Here is a 16212-nt window from a genome sequence, read left to right as displayed (position 1 = left end):
CACCACGTTCATCGCCAAGCGCAAGAAGCCCAGCCCAGCCCATTCTGAAACGATCAGTTAGAGGAACAGCAGGCCACAACAACCCAACCGCCACCGAATCACAACCCCCGTCACACGAGGTCCCACCCCCGTGTGGGGCAACGCAGTGCGCCCCTGCGGCCGGAAGGCGTTCCGGTCACAAGGGCGCACGGGCGGTGGGGGCGTTACGGAGCGACCAGGTTGTCCGTCGCGCCGAGACCGCCTGTGCCGTTGCCGCTCTGGAGGGCCAGTCGGCCGGAGTTCCAGAGGCTGATCAGGTCGGCCTTGCCGTCGCCGGTGTAGTCGCCGCCGACGATCGCCATGGAGTCCTTCCACTCGGCGTTGGCCGCGATGAGCGTGACGTCGGCGCCGAGGCCGCCGGCGGCGTTGCCCGGGTGGAAGCTGACCTCGCCGTCGACCCAGCGGGCGATGAGGTCGGCCTTGCCGTCCTTGTTGTAGTCCCCGGCGGTCAACAGGGTGTTGTGCTGCCACACCGAGCCGGTGCCGGCGATCTGCTTCTCCGCGCCGATGCCGTTGGTGCCGTTGCCCGGGTACAGGGCGAGCACGCCGGTCGGGCGGGCCGCGACGAGGTCCGTCCTGCCGTCGCCGGTGAAGTCGCCGGCGGCCAGCGACACGGCGTTCTTCCAGGTGGCACCCGCCGCGGACAGCATGATGTCCTTGAGGAACCCGCCGGATCCGTTGCCCGGGTACAGGCTCAGCTCGCCGTCGCTCCAGCGGACGATCAGGTCGCTCTTGCGGTCGCCGGTGAAGTCGCCCGCCGTGATGACCGACGCATGCTGGGCCCACAGGGCGGTGGGGGCCTGCGTCGGGATCTCGCCGCCGAACCAGCCGGTGCCGGTACCGACGGCGATCTTGATGGAGCCGTCGGTGCGCACGGTCAGCAGGTCGGCGCGACCGTCGCCGTCGAAGTCGCCGCCCGTGGAGAGCTTGACGCCCTTCCACTGCGCGGCGTCGCCGAGGCTGGGCCTGGGGTAGGGGCCGGTGAAGACCGTGCCCGCCGACGGGTCGCTGTGACCCGCGATGACGGCCGGGCGGCCGTTCGCGGTCTGGATCCACAGGTCGCCATGGTCGTCGCCGGTCAGGTCGCCGTCTACGCCGAGCTGCGGGTAACCGGTGGCCGTCAGGCCCTCGCCGATCTTGACGCGGCGGCTGGGGTCGCCCAGGGCGTTGCCCGGGTCGTCGGCGCTGTTGAGCACCTGGAACAGCTCGCCGGAGTCGCGGGTGCGCAGCCACAGGTCGGCGACGCCATCGCCGTCCGCGTCACCGGGGGCGAACAGGTCGGTGCCGGTCCAGCCGGTCGCGCCGATCTTGACGGGGTTATCCACCTTGCCGTCGCCCGTGCCCGGGTAGAGGTAGAGGCTGTCGCCCTCGACGGCGAGCAGGTCGGGGAAGGTGTCCCAGGTGACGTCACCGGCCGAGACGAAGCTGGTCACCTGCGACCAGTCGGGGCTCGGGGCACCCGCGGGGCGGGGCAGCGTGGTGGTGGTCTGGAATTCGCCCAGGCCGTCGCCGGGGTAGACGCGCAGGTTCTTCGGGTCGATCGGCAGCAGGGCCAGCAGGTCCTCGTACCCGTCGCCGGTCCAGTCGCCGCGGTGGCTCAGCTTGCCGCCCAGCCAGCCCGAGCCCCAGGTCTTGGGGGTGGCGAAGCCGCCCTTGCCGTCGTTGGAGTGGCGCGAGAGCCTGCCGTCGGTGCCGACGGTGAAGACGTCGGAGAAGCCGTCGCCGTTCATGTCGCCCTCGGGGTCGGCGTGCGAGGCGGCCGCCTTGAACACGTACTTGTACGTGTCGGAGAGGTTGCCCGCGCCGTCGACGCTGCGGACGTACAGGGTGTTGGTGCTCCACTTGAACGGGGTGAGCTTCGCCTGCGCGGTGCCGCCGGGCTTGTCGGGCTTGACGGTGGCGGGCTTGGAGCCGGTGGTGAAGTCGTGGTTCAGGGAGTACTGGAAGGACTCCACGTCCGCGATCCCGTTCGCGGTGAACGCAAAAACGCCGGGGGTGCGGGCCGCGGCGCCGGCGGCGTTCTCCGGGTACTGCGCCGAGGACACCTGCGGCGGGCTCGCCGGGCGGGTGAAGTCGACGCCGAACACGCAGTCGGCGGTGGTGTTGGAGGTCACGCCCTCGGGGTCGCGCGCCTGCACGTTCCAGGCGTAGGTGTCGCCGTCCTTGAGCAGTTCGGTGCCGATGCGCGCCTGGGCGACGGACCCGGACTTCACTGTGTTCTCGGGCGTGGCGACGTTCGCGCCGCCGTGCTTCTTGAAGGTGAACCGCGCGGTGACGTCACCGCCGTCCGGGTCGGAGACCTTCGCCTTGAGGGCGACGCCCTTCTCGGCCAGGACCTTGCCGATCTTGGGGAAGGGCTCGGTGCGCCCGCACGCGATCACCGGGTCGGTGGCCGGCTCGGTGGGGGTGTCGGGGGCCCGGTCGTACTCGGTGACCAGCACCGGGTCGTTCTTGAACTTCTTCCAGGCGAAGGTGTCCGACTCGTTGGAGGCGCGCAGGCCCAGGGTGATGTCGTTCCAGCCGCCCTGGGCGGCGCTGCGCACCAGGGGGGTGACGTCGAACTCGACGCCGCCGGCCGGACAATCGCTGCCCCAGCCCTTGGCGACGTTGGCCGAGCCGACCTTGGACATCCAGGCGGGCTGGTTGTTCCAGTGGGTGCCGGAGCTGATGGCACCGGTCTGCCACAGCTCGGCGGGCCGGGCCTGGCAGGACCAGGACCAGGTCTCGTAGGCACGGAAGGTGGCCTTGGTGACCGTGACGCCCTTGAGGTTCTTGGCGTCCATGGTGAACATCGACCGGGACAGGCCGTCGGTCTCGTTCTCGTAGCCGATGCGGGCCGGGTCGGTGGAGTTCCAGTACGTGGTGGTGGGGAAGCGCTTGTAGACGCGCGTCCAGTTGGCGCGGTTGCCCTGCGCCCACTGCTGGCTCATGTGCACCGGGTACTGGGTGGCGGCGGCCCGCAGGAAGGCGGTGTCGACGGACAGGGCCAGGGTGCTGCCCTCGACCTCGGCGGCGCCGAGCGCGGTGCGGGAGCGGTCCGGCCCCTGGGGGGCGTCGTCCTGGCCGGGGCCGCCGCCGGTGGAGTCGGACAGCAGGGGGGCGGGCGCGGTGAGCGGGGGCTCGGCGGTCGCGCGGGCGGCGGGGGTCGCGGTGACGTTGCCGGTCGCGTCGGCGCGCAGCGCGAGTCCGTCGTCGGAGCGGACGGCCAGCTTGAGGTTGGTGAGCGCGGGGTTCGCGGCGGCCGCGCGGTCCTTGATGACGAGGTCCTGCTCGACACCGGCCGGGGCGGCGGTCAGCCGCAGGTCGACGCCCGGCAGTACGTCGGGGTAGGTGGCGGCGGCGCCTTCGACGCGGGGGGCGGGCAGCGCGGTGGGCCAGGTGTAGGAGAGTTCCCTGCCGTCGGTACCCCGCATGGTGAGCACGGGTTCGGTGCCGCCGACGGAGAAACTCGTCTCCATCGCGGTGGCGGCGGGCTGCCAGCGGCCCGTGCCGGTGCGGCGCAGGGAAGTGTCGACGGGAACCCAGTCGTCGCCGCGCTTGACGCGCTTGGGGGCACCGAGGGTCTCCTCCAGCGTCAGCGAGCCCGAGGGGTTGGCGAACAGTTCGCTGGTCTCGGTGGTCTTCGCGTCGACGCGGGACCGCTTGCCGGTCCTGCGGGCCTCGGCGCGTGCCTGGTCCTCGGGACCGGGCTTCGCGGCGGTGTCAGTCGGCAAGAAAGAGGAGGAAATTTTACTTTTCTTTTGGAGACTATTTCCAATTTCTATGGACTGAACCTCAGGGGTTCGAAGTCCAGCGGCATGGGCGGCAGTTGCGGGCGCGGCGAGCGCGAGCAGGGTGGCCATCGCAGTGGTGCGTATGCGATGACCGGAAGGCCGAGGCACAAACGGTCCTCTCAAGCAGGGGCAGAACGCGCACACTTTACACACGAATGACACACACATTTGCATGTGTTTCCATTTGCTCTGACTCGCCGCGCGAGTCGACCGACAGTGCGCCAACGGCGCGCGCGTCCGGGCCGGTTCACCCAGCCCGACCTCCCATTCAAGCCTTTAGCGCTGAAAGCAACCTCTTAGATGCGTTTCAAAATAAATGCCCGTTTTGGGCGTTCTCGTAATGTGCGGAGACGCCCATCTCCCGCCGGTACGAGAACCGTGGCCGGAGCGGTCCTGCTCGGCCTGCTCGCCACCCTGCTCGGCACCTGGCCGGCCGAAGCCGCCGAGCGCGCGCTGATCGACTTCAAGATCCGCCAGACCCAGAAGGAGAAGTCGGTCCCCGGCACCGCGGTCCCCACCCGGGGGAGCGCCGCCGACCCGATGAAGGGCAAGGACTACAAGCCGGTCAAGGCCGCCTGGCCCACCCCCGGCACCGCCGAGGTCGAGCTGGCCCCGGCCGCGGCCCCGGCCACCGCGGGACGGCTGGCCGCCGCACCGCGCAAGGGCACGGAGGGTGACGCGGGCCTGAAGAAGGCCGGCGCGCTGCCGGTCAGGATCGGCCGCCTCACGGGCGGCCCGGCCGCCGCGCACGCCGCCGCCCGAGCCACCCCAGCCCCGTCCCCGGAGGCCCTCGCGGCCCCCACGGGCCGCGCGCCCGCCCAGTCCCCCACGGCGGCCGCGACCCCCGGGAACACCGATCCCGTCGGCGTCTCCGTCCTGGACCAGCAGGCCGCGCAGCGCGCCGGCGTGAACGGCCTCCTCGTCCGTCTGGAGTCCAAGAACACCCCGGATCCGACGGACGTCCCGGCCGCGAAAAGCGCACCCGGCACCGTACGTGTGGAGCTGGACTACTCCGCGTTCGCCCAGGCATACGGCGGCGACTGGGCCTCCCGGCTGACCCTGTTTCAACTGGATGACACCGACGGGAAATCGACTCCGAAGGCCGTTCCGATTGCAGGTGTGAAGAACGACACCAAGGCGCGCACCGTCACCGCGGACGTGCCGTTGGCCTTCGCCGCGCCCCGGATGCTCGCCATGGCCGCCTCGGCCGCGGGCGACGGCGGCAGCTTCACGGCGTCGTCCCTGTCGGCGTCCCAGGCGTGGTCCGAGGGAGGCGCCTCGGGCGCGTTCACGTATTCCTATCCGATCGAGACCCCCGAGTCCCCGGCGGGGGACGGGCCGGACATCGCGCTGTCCTACAACTCGCAGTCGGTGGACGGCCGCACGTCGGCCGCCAACACCCAGGCGTCCTGGGTCGGCGACGGCTGGGACTTCTCCACCGGCTTCGTCGAGCGCAGCTACAAGGCGTGCTCCGAGGACATGGGCAACGGCGCCAACAACACCGCCAAGACCGGTGACCTGTGCTGGGGTCCCGACACCATCACCCTGTCGCTGGGCGGCTCCTCCTCACAGCTCGTCAAGGACGAGAAGACGGGCGTCTACCGGCCGACCCACGACTCGGGCGAGAAGGTCGAGCGCCTGACCGGCGCCGCCAACGGCGCGGACGGCGGCGAGTACTGGAAGGTCACCACGGCCGACGGCACGCAGTACGTCTTCGGCCAGAACCGCCTGCCGGGCTGGTCCACGGGCAAGCCGGAGACCAACTCCGCCTGGACCGTGCCGGTCGCGGGCAACCACAAGGACGAGCCGGGCTACACCGGCACCTTCGCCAACTCCTTCAAGACGCAGGCGTGGCGCTGGAACCTCGACTATGTGGTGGACACCCAGGGCAACACCTCCACCTACTGGTACACCCCCGAGCGCAACAACTACGGCAGGAACAACGGCAACACGGGCGTCTCCTACGTCCGCGGCGGCTACCTGAACACCATCCGCTACGGGCAGAAGTCCGACCAGCAGTTCACCGCCAACGCCCCCGCCGAGGTCGTCTTCACCACCGCCGAGCGCTGCCTGCCCGCCACCGGCGTGGACTGCGACCCGGCGAAGCTGACCAAGACCACCGCCAAGAACTGGCCGGACGTCCCGTTCGACCAGATCTGCGCGGACGGCGCCCAGTGCACCACCCAGAAGTCGCCGGCGTTCTTCACCCGCAAGCGGCTCACCGACATCACCACCCGGGTCCTCGTCGGCTCCGCCTACAAGGACGTCGACACCTACAAGCTCGACCAGGGCTTCCCGGAGACCGGCGACGGCATGCCGCCGCCGCTGTGGCTGAAGTCGGTCACCCGCACCGGCAAGGACGGTGCCGCCGTCAGCCTTCCCCCGGTCACCTTCACCGGTGAGCAGCGCGCCAACCGCGTCGACGGCTTGGAGGGCCTGGCGCCGATGGTCCGCTGGCGCGTGGCCTCGATCAAGACCGAGGCCGGCGGGATCATCGGGGCGACGTACTCGGCCGCCGAGTGCACGCCCGCGACGCTCCCCGACGCCGCCGCCAACGGCAAGCGCTGCTACCCGGTGTACTGGGCCAAGGACGGCGCCGAGAAGCCGACACTGGACTGGTTCCACAAGTACGTCGTCACCCGGGTCGTCGAGACCGACACCACCGGCGGTGCCCCGGCCAAGGAGACGTCGTACGACTACGTCGGCGCTCCCGCGTGGCGCTTCGACGAGAACGAGATGATCAAGCCGGAGCACCGCACCTGGAACCAGTGGCGCGGCTACGGCAAGGTCCGCACCCTGACCGGCACCAAGGGACAGGTCAAGCGGTCGTTGGCGGAGAACGTCTACTTCCGGGGCATGGACGGGGACCGCACGGCCTCCGGCGGCACCCGTGCCGTGAAGGTCGCCGACTCCGAGGGCCGCGAGGTCCTCGACGCCGACGCGCTGGCCGGCACCGTCCGCGAGTCGCTCACCTACGACGGCGAGGACGGCAAGCCGATCGGCGCCTCGTCCTCCGACCCGTGGGTGCGCGGTCCCACCGCCTCCCGCCCGCGCGCCGGGCTGCCCCCGCTCACCTCCTGGATGACGGCCACCGCCGAGACCCGGGGCCGGGCGCTGGGCGAGGGCGACACCTGGATCAGGACCCGTCAGTCCACCACGTACAACGACCGGGGCCTGGCCGTCCAGGTCGAGGACGCCGGCGACCTGTCCACCACCGCTGACGACCTGTGCACGCGCACCACGTACGTCGAGAACGCCGCGAAGTGGTGGTTCGACGACCCCGAGCGGGTCGAGACCGTCTCCGTCGCCTGCGGCGCGACGGCGGAGCGCCCCCGGCACGTCGTGACCGACACGGTCAACGTCTACGACGAGTTCGGCAACGTCACCGAGGTCAAGGGCCTCAAGGAGTACGCCGACGGCAAGCCGGTCTACAAGACGGCCACCAAGACGACGTACGACATCTACGGCCGCCCGCTGTCCCAGACCGACGGCGGCGGCAACGTCAGCAGGACCGACTACGCCCCGGCAACCGGCGCCAACCCGGTCAGGACGACCCAGACCGACGTCCTGGGCCACGTCACCACGCTGGAGATCAACCCCACGCGCGACCTGCCGCTGTCCTCCGTGGACGCCAACGGCAAGCGCACCGACGCGACCTACGACGCGCTCGGCCGCACCCAAGCGGTGTGGGCCCCGGGCCGCGCCAAGGACACCGCGACCCCGTCGACCAAGTACACCTACGAGATGGCCCAGGACAAGCCCTCCGTGGTGACGTCCGAGAACCTCAGGGATGACGGCACCTACGCGGTCTCCAAGGTTCTCTACGACGCGCTGCTGCGCGAACGGCAGAGCCAGATCGACGCCACCGGCGGCGGCCGGGTCAACGAGGACTCCGTCTACGACTCGCGCGGCCAGATGACCGTGCACAACGGTCCGTACTGGAACGACCAGCCGGTCTCGAACGCGCTGCTGAAGCCCAACGACAACGAGATGCCCCGGGCCGTCGGGTTCACCTACGACGGCGCGGGCCGTCAGACGGCCTCGGTCCTGTACTCCAAGGGCACCGAGAAGCAGCGCACCACCACCGCGTACACCGCCACCACCACGACCGTCGTGCCGCCCGCGGGCGGCACGGTCGTCACGACGGTGAACGACGTCCGCGGCCGGGCGGTCGAACGCCGTCAGTACCGTGGCGCGGGCCCGACCGGTGCCTTCGACGCCACGAAGTACACCTACACACCGGGCGGCGACCTCTCGACGATCACGGACTCGGCGGGCAACACCTGGTCGAACGCGTACGACATCGCGGGCAACCTCGTCCGGACCACGGACCCGGACACCGGCACCTCCACGATGACGTACGACGACGAGGGCCAGCTGGCCTCCAGCACCGACGCGCGCGGCAAGAAGGTCTCTTACACCTACGACATCGCGGGGCGCAAGACCGCCGAGTACCAGGGCGGCACCGACGGCACCAAGATCGCGTCATGGACGTACGACACCCTGGCCAAGGGCCTGCAGACGTCGTCCACCCGCTTCGAGAAGGGCCGGGCCTACACCCAGGAGGTCCTCGGATACAACGACGACTACACGCCGACCGGGACGACCACCACCGTCCCCGCCGAGGAGACCGGTCTCGCCGGCACCTACACCACCAAGTACGGCTACACCACGACCGGTCAGCTGGCCTGGGAGCAGTACGAGGCCAAGGGCGGGCTGAAGGCCGAGCGGGTCGCCCACACCTACACCGCGGACGGGCTGCCGTACGCGACCACGGGCGGCGGACTGCGCTACGTGCAGGAGACCGGCTATTCGCCCTACGGCGAGGTCACCCAGCTCGTCCAGGGCAGCGCAGGCGGGCGGGTGAGCACCACCACGCAGTACGACGAGGCCAACCGCCGGGCGGAGCGTTCGACCGTCGACCGCGAGGTCGCGGGCGGCATGAACACCGAGGACACGACCTACCGCTACGACCCGATGGGCAACGTGCTGGGCATCAACTCCCAGCGCGACAACAACCCTCTGGCGCAGGACAACCAGTGCTTCCGCTACGACTACCTCGGTCGTACGACGGAGGCGTGGACGGCCAAGGCCGCCTGCACTGCCACGCCCGAGGCGGCGCCCAAGACCGCGGACGTCGGCGGGATCGCCCCGTACTGGCATTCGTACGCCTACGACCTGACGGGCAACCGGACCTCCCGGACCACCCACGACACCGCGGGCGACACCGCGAAGGACGTCAAGGAGACCTACACCTACAACGCGCCGGGCACCTCCCAGCCGCACGCACTGAAGAAGGTCACCGCGACCGGCGGCCGGACCGGCGAGTCCGCCTTCGACTACGACGAGTCCGGCAACACCACCCGGATCGTCCGTCCCGAGCTGCCCAAGGGCCAGTCCCTGACCTGGGACGACCAGGGCAACCTGGTCGCCGCCGACACGGAGGGAAACACCAGCAGCTACACCTACGACGCCGGTGGCTCCCAGCTCGTCCAGCGCGGGCCGCAGGGCATCACCCTGGACCTCGGCGACGAGCAGTTCACCTGGGACCCGGTCGCCAAGAAGCTGCGCGGCACCCGCTACTACGCGCACAGCGGTGACGTCGTCGCCGTCCGCACCGCACTGGACGACGGCAGCACCCCGGTGTCGTACGTGCTCGAAGACCACCACGGCACCAACGTCACGCAGATCGACGCGGACGGCCTCGGGGTCATCCGCCGCACGCTGGACGAGTTCGGCAACGAGCGCGAGAAGACGTCCCTGCCCTGGATGGGCAACAGGGGCTTCGTCGGTGGCACGCAGGACCGCACCACCGGCCTGACCCAGCTCGGCGCCCGGCCCTACGACCCGGACACCGGCCGGTTCATCTCCGCCGACCCGGTGCTCGACAGCAGCAGTCCGCAGCAGCTCAACGCCTACCAGTACGCCAACAACGCACCGGCCACGCTCTCCGACCCGGAGGGTCTGTGGTGGGGCTCCGACCTCTTCAACAAGGCCAAGAAGAAGGTCACCAGGGTCGTCCACAAGGCCACGAACTGGGTCGCCAAGAAGATCGTCGCCCCGGTCGTCAAGAAGGCCAAGCAGGTCTACCACAAGTACGTTCCGAAGAAGATCCAGAAGATCGTCCGGAGCGTCAAGAAGGCCACCGGCAAAGCGTGGCAGGCCACCAAGCGGTGGGTGAAGACCAAGGCGTGGCCCGCCGTCAAACGGGCCGGCAGCGCGGTCAAACGCTACGTGGTTGCCAAGGTCAAGGTGGAGATCGCCAAGGTCAAGTGGGCAACGGCCTTCGCCGGCAACCTCGCGCGCCGGGCGCCCGCCATCATCGGCGAGGCAGCGGCCGTCGCGGGCGGCATGAGCATGATGACGTCCGGAGCCGGCATGGCCGCCGGCGGCATCGGGCTGAGCGCGACCGGTGGCGGCGCCGTCGCCGGTGTGCCCGCCGTCGCGGGCGGCGCGGCCGTCGGCATCACCGGCGGCGTCGTGGCCTGGGCCGGCATCAGCGGCCTCGGCAGCGACATCGGTCAGGCGTTCAACGAGACCAAGGACGAGATGAGCGGGGGTGGCGGCTCATCCGGCTCAAGCTGGCAGGACGAGTTCAAAAGCCTCCCGAGGGGTGATCAGGGCCACGTCAGGACCCAGAGCTCGGTCGAAGACCTCCGGGGCCTGTTCGACAAGTGGACGGCGGGCGGCAAGCGCCTCCCGGCCCGCGGCGAGAAGATTCCCGACAGGTACGAGCTGGAGGACGGCACCGTCATGCAGTGGCGCAAGACCTCCAAGTCGCAGGGCGAGACCATCGACATCAGCAAGCCAGGCTCCAAGAAGGATCTGAAGGTACACATCAAGCATGGCGACTGACCTGAACCCGGAGCACCGGGAACGCATCCTGCTGGAGATCCTGACGGACTGCCTGGACGACTGGATCCCCGTCGACCGGGTGATCGGATACGCCGAAGAGGCTGTGGAGGAGTACGGGGGGCAGCCCCCCGCCGTCTTCCGCGCCCTGCTCGGCACACTCCTTGAGCGCGCTCTGGTGACCGTCGGAGACATCGGCGACTCGGGTTACGAACCCTGGGACGGCACCGCCTCCGAGGTCCTGGAGCGGACCGTGAACGCCTGCGAGGAACTGGGGTGGGACCCCAGGCTGGCCGGCCCCTGGGTCGCCAGTACGCCCGAGGGCGACCGGCTGGCCGAGGCCCACGCCTCCTCCTGAGGCCGGGGCCGGACCTCCGGTGACACGGGGCGGGAGCGGACCCGAGCGGTCCGCTCCCGCCTCCGTCGGCGGCCGGCCAGCGGCACGGCAGCGAGAAGAACGAAGAAGCCCAAAAGGCCCTCGCCGAGAGCTGACCAGCATGAGAACGAACCAAGAAATGCCGGATCTGTCGGCACGCCACGGCGGGCCTGTGGCCCGCTCCGGCGCAGCGGACGCACTCCCCCAGGGCATCGAAGCGATCCTCGCCTTCGTCCAGGCAGACCGGCCCTGACCGCGCCTCACCCGCCGGGTGACACGCCGCGCCAGCAGACAGACCAAGAAGAAAGAACGATGAACGAACGCACAGCGCCGCGCCCTGCCGCGGCGCCCTGGGACGCACCCATAGTGCAACCTGCCGAAACCGCCGTTCCGGCACGGCCCCGTACGTGGGCCGCGCTGTGGACGCTCGCCCCGCTCCTCTCCCTCGGAATACTGAGCTGGGCGCCCTTCACCTACCTCGCCCTGCGCCGCCGCCGGGCCCGGGACATCGTCGCGGCCCTTGCCTACGCGATGACCACCACGGTCCTCTTCATGGCGCCGCCCGACGACGGGGACAACACGGCCACCGCACTGCTCCCGCTGCTGTGGATCGGCTCCACCGCCCACACTTCGGTCACCACCCTGCTCCTCGCCCGCTCCACCAGGAAGGCCCGCCGATCATGACCGTACGCATCCGCAGGCGGCGCCTCGCCGCCGCGACGGCGCTGCTGCTGGCGGGCGTCCTGACCGCCTGCTCCAGTGAGCCGCAGGCGCAGCCCGCACCCACCGTGTCCGTGGTCGCGCCGACCGCGCGCCCCGGAGCGCAGCCGGCCCCGCTGCCCGCGAAGCTCACCCCGGACGGCACCCGGGTCCTCGTGGGCCGGGCGTCGGCCCCGCACACCGTGAGCGTGTACGAGGACCCGCGCTGTCCCGCGTGCGCGACGTTCGAGACCACGGCGGGCCCGGAGCTGGCCCGGCTGACGGCGGCGGGAAAGGTCAAGGTCGAGTACGTGCTCGCCTCCTTCCTCGACCGCACGCTCGGCGGCAGCGGATCGGCGCGCGCGGTGAACGCGCTGCGCGCGTCGGTGGACGCCGGACGTTTCCCCGCCTACCACGCGGCCGTCTTCGCCTCCCAGCCGAAGAAGGAGACCGTCGACGGCTTCACTCCCGACTTCCTGCTGGCCGTCGCCGACCAGGTCCCGGGCCTGCGCGGCGCGGCCTTCGACCGTGCGGTCCGTTCGCACGCGCACGCGGCCTGGGTGGCCGACGCGCAGAAGGCGTACACCACCTCGGGCGTCCCGGGCGCCCCGTCGGTGGTGCTCGACGGCAAGCCCTTGCTCCAGCGGACGGTGTCCGACGCGAGCGCCTTCACGAAGGTGCTGCGGGCGGCGGGCATCGGCTGACACCCGGCGCTCACCGTGCGGCTGCCCCACCCCCGACGGGCGGTGGGGCAGGTCCGGGTGTGGGCAGTGTCCTTCGCGATCCGGCCCCGGACCGCCGCCGCGAGGAGGGGATTCGGGCTGATCTGACAGCAGGTCAGCAGTTCACGTTGCCGTAGCACGCACCAACTCGGCGGACAACTCTCAAGACCACGGAAGCAGCTTGTTACGTGACCGCAATCATGATGGACCTATTCGGACATAGGGAACAAAAATTCACCATCGAAGCAGGGCAGGGTGCGGCACGGTCACCCGCATTCAAGATCCGACAACTCTGCGTCACGCATTGCGGCGAGTTCACGCCTCTCTCGCCACGCCCGCATGCCGGAAACACTTCCCTGGTCTCCGAAGGTCCCGAAAGGGACATAACATCTGTCCGTCTGGACTCCTGACGTGCAGGTGCTCCACTTCCGAACATTTCGTGCGGCCTGTGCGCAGCCGGGTTCCCGCCAATCGGTCACCGCGTAGGGACAGTTCCACCTGTGAAGCACTGCAAGGCACCCGCCTACCTCATCCCCTACAGGGCAGGTGCTCCGTTCCGCTCGCAACCACACTGCGTCCTCTGCAGCCGTCACCGCCCCAGATCGACCCCGGCGCCTCCAGGCCCCCAGGCCCAACCACGCGGATCCGGCAGGATCGAACGCTCCGGCGCCATCGGCCATTGACGTCCTGACTGTCACCGGTTGCAGGCATGCGTGCCCGCTCCTTGTGGAGGACCGCCCTCCCAAGACGGGGCCCGCAGTATGCAGTTGCGGACCACACCCATCAGCGGGACGTCTGCCCGTCACACCGTCAACTGCGCCTCGCCACTTTTGCTCTCCCCCGCCCCTCACCGATCCACGGATACTCCCATGCTGCTGCCCCGCCGTCAGATCTTCCGCGTCTCCCGCCAGAGCCTGTGCACCGCCACCCTCCTCGCCACCGTCAGCGCCGGTGGCGTCCTGGGCACCACTACCGCCGGAGCCGGAGAGTCCGTACCCGGCACGAACAGCCCGCAGGCGCAGCCGCGTGGTGACGGCATGAAGAACCTGCCCACCGCCCCCATGGGACACGAGCGGGGAACCGCTCCTTCGGCCGCGTCGGCGGCCGACGGACAGACGGGGATACCCGCCACTGCCCTCGACGCCTACCGCAGGGCGGCTGCCGCGGTCGGTGAGGCACAGCCGTTGTGCAAGCTGCCCTGGGAGCTCCTGGGGGGTATCGGGAAGGTGGAGTCGCAGCATGCCGGGGGCTATGGGCTGAAGGAGGACGGGACCACTGCACAGCCCATCCGGGGGCCGCGCCTGGACGGTAAGGAGTTCGCGCTGGTCCGGGACACCGAGCAGGGCCGGTGGGACGGCGACAGCGTGTTCGACCGGGCTGTCGGTCCGTTGCAGTTCATTCCTTCGACCTGGAAGCAGTGGGGGGCGGACGGGGACGGGGACGGTGCGCGCGATCCCAACAGCATCTACGACGCCGCGCTCGGCGCGGGCCTGTATCTGTGTGCGGGAAACCGGGACCTGAGCACCCAGGCCGGGCTGGATGCGGCCGTGCTCAGCTACAACCGGTCGCGTGAATACGTCACTACCGTGCTCGGGTGGATGAAGACCTACCGCGAGGGGAAGGTCAGCGAGGTTCCCAACGGGCCGGCCACCGCGCCCGTTGTGGCACGCGGTACCACCCCCGTGCGGCAGAACCCTGGCGTGCCGGCCGCAGTCCGCACCCCGCGCCCGGTCACCCCGCCTTCCCCGTCGCGCAAGCCTGCCCCGGCTCCCGCGCCGAAGCCCACGCCAGACACCACACCCGCACCCGCACCCATGCCGGATCCCGTGCCCAAGCAGCACACGCTGGTCCCCGTCGGCGCTGCCACGATCACCGCGCACGCCGGCGAGGAGTTCACCGTCCGCCTGCGGGTACGGACGTCCGCTGCGCGCGTACTGTTCACCCTCCTCGCCGCCTCGGGAGCCCGTTTCCCCGGCAGCGCCACCGAAACCACCGTGACCACGGCCCCCGACGGAACCGCCACCGCCCCCCGCCTCACCGCCGGCCCCCTCCCCGGCCGCTTCACCATCCGCGCCTCCCTGCCCGGCAACGGCCCGGCCACCGTCGTCTTCGCCGGTGTCGTCACCGACCGCCCCGGCGCCACCGACACCCTCACCCTCCTAGGCGCCCCCACCCTCACCGCCGACACCGACAGCGTGCTGCCCAACCCGCTGCAGCTCCGGGCCACTCTCCGCGCACGCCCCGCCCCGGGTGCCCGGATCACAGCGACCCTCCTGGCCCCCGGCAACAGCATTGCGCAGGCTGGCACAGACAGCCCTTACTTCCTCGGCAAGAACAACGCCCCTGCCCGGTCCCTCCTCCTGGATCCGACCGGACCGGACGGACGCCTCACTCTCCCGCCGCTCCACACCGGAACCCAGGCAGGCACCTACACCCTCCGCCTGACCACCCAGGACAACACCCGCCTCGACCTCACCCTGACCATCCAAACGGCACCCGACCAACCCTGAACACCCACCTCCAACGGGCCGCCCTGCCCACCGGCAGCTCCGCCCAGCCGCTCTTCACATGCCCCACCGTCCCCGGCCGGGCCACCACCTGTCGGCGTACGGAGCCACATCGCGCTGTACCTGCGCTGGTGCATGCGGACGGGCCGGAAGAGGCTGGCGCGCTCGTCGAGTTCGGCGGCACACCGCGCGAGCGGTACGGGCGCAGGCCGGAGCGCAGGGAGCGGACCGCCGTGAGGGTGCGGGTGGACTTCACACCAGCCATGGGGGGATCCCCTCGGCGACACCTCTCGGATGGGGCGGCAGCGCTCAGCCGTTCAGCGCCCCAGGGACGCCGAGCTTGCACTCACAGACAGACGCCAAATACCGCCGGGATCTCGACGCCAGCAAGCGATTTGAGTCACAGGCGTGCCCGCTCCCGCGGCGCCGCAGGAATGAGCGTCATGGCCAAGCCCATGATCGTGATGCCGACCGTGGCCAGCCCCATCACGACGATCACCGCGGACGGGGCCGCCACGTTCGCCGAGCGGGTCTTCGACGCCTCCCGGCTGCAGCCCCTGGTCCTCATCTCCACCGCGCGCCCGCACGGCGACCGCCCCCTGATCGACCCGCACGCCCTCTACGCGCAGGTCGGCAAGTATGCGGAGGTCGCCGTCATCGCGGACGAGAGAGCGAGCTGGGCCCTGTCCGAGCAGCTGCCCAAGCTGAGTGCCTGGGGCGGCACCGTACGCTTCTACCTCCCCGACGCGACACGAGAAGACCCCTGGCACCGGCATCCGCTCATCAAGGTCGATCCGCGCCGTCCCCGGCTGGCGCTCGGGCAGATCGTCGCCCGGATCCGCTTCCTCGCGTGCCTGCCGGTCCCCGCCCCGGCGCCGTTGGTCGTGGTGCCCGCCCCGCGCAGGGCACCCGAACCTCCCGTCGTACGCGAGCACCCCGAGAAGGACGAGAGGCGCGAGGCCGAGTTCACCCGCCTCGCCGACAAGAAGCGCCGGCTGCGGGAGAAGGACGAGACGATCGCCGATCTGCGCCAGCAGCTGCAGAAGGCGGGCAAGCAACTGCGTGCTGCTGTCCGCGACGCCGACACCCCGGTGGCCGTGCCCGCGGCGTACGCCGATCCCGAGCGGCAGTTTCGCTACGAGGTCGAGCAACTGTGGCTGTGGACCTTCCCCGAGGCCGAGCGCGGCGAACACCCGCTTGCCCCCTACCACTTGGGGCGGGACTGGTTGACCTCGGTGGAGACG

General features: G+C 70.6%; 7 protein-coding genes. 6 read left to right on the top strand and 1 reads right to left on the bottom strand.

Annotated elements, in window-relative coordinates; translation table 11 throughout:
- Positions 1 to 203 precede the first annotated feature (203 nt).
- Positions 204 to 3752, bottom strand: a complete 3549-nt coding sequence (locus tag OG897_RS31450) for an FG-GAP-like repeat-containing protein (RefSeq protein WP_266662126.1) — start codon at positions 3750 to 3752, stop codon at positions 204 to 206.
- A gap of 438 nt (positions 3753 to 4190) precedes the next feature.
- Here OG897_RS31450 and OG897_RS31445 point away from each other — a divergent pair, with 438 nt between their 5' ends.
- From OG897_RS31445 to OG897_RS31420, 6 genes are all read left to right on the top strand, one after another.
- The gene (locus OG897_RS31445; protein ID WP_266662124.1) at positions 4191 to 10667 is read left to right on the top strand and encodes an RHS repeat domain-containing protein; all 6477 of its coding nucleotides are present in this window, start codon (positions 4191 to 4193) and stop codon (positions 10665 to 10667) included.
- A complete protein-coding gene (locus OG897_RS31440) occupies positions 10657 to 11022 on the top strand; it encodes a hypothetical protein (RefSeq protein WP_266662122.1) in 366 nt (121 codons plus the stop codon). Before OG897_RS31445 ends, OG897_RS31440 begins: the two co-directional genes overlap by 11 nt.
- A 139-nt stretch (positions 11023 to 11161) precedes the next feature.
- Positions 11162 to 11293 (top strand): hypothetical protein, encoded by a 132-nt coding sequence (locus OG897_RS31435; RefSeq protein WP_266662120.1) that lies wholly within the window; start codon positions 11162 to 11164, stop codon positions 11291 to 11293.
- A 59-nt stretch (positions 11294 to 11352) separates the two neighbouring features.
- Positions 11353 to 11724: a hypothetical protein gene (locus OG897_RS31430; protein ID WP_266662118.1), complete on the top strand. Its 372-nt coding sequence runs from the start codon at positions 11353 to 11355 to the stop codon at positions 11722 to 11724.
- Entirely contained in the window at positions 11721 to 12443 is a 723-nt protein-coding gene (locus OG897_RS31425; RefSeq protein WP_266662116.1) for a thioredoxin domain-containing protein, read from the top strand. Before OG897_RS31430 ends, OG897_RS31425 begins: the two co-directional genes overlap by 4 nt.
- Positions 12444 to 13330: 887 nt before the next feature.
- On the top strand, positions 13331 to 14971 hold the full coding sequence (locus OG897_RS31420) for a hypothetical protein (protein WP_266662114.1): 1641 nt from the start codon (positions 13331 to 13333) through the stop codon (positions 14969 to 14971).
- The last annotated feature ends 1241 nt before the right edge of the window (positions 14972 to 16212 follow it).

The sequence above is a fragment of the Streptomyces sp. NBC_00237 genome, from assembly GCF_026342435.1.
Classification (GTDB): Bacteria; Actinomycetota; Actinomycetes; order Streptomycetales; family Streptomycetaceae; genus Streptomyces.
The sequence above is the reverse complement of the archived record's forward strand: the minus strand, read 5'-3'. Positions and strand labels throughout refer to the sequence as shown.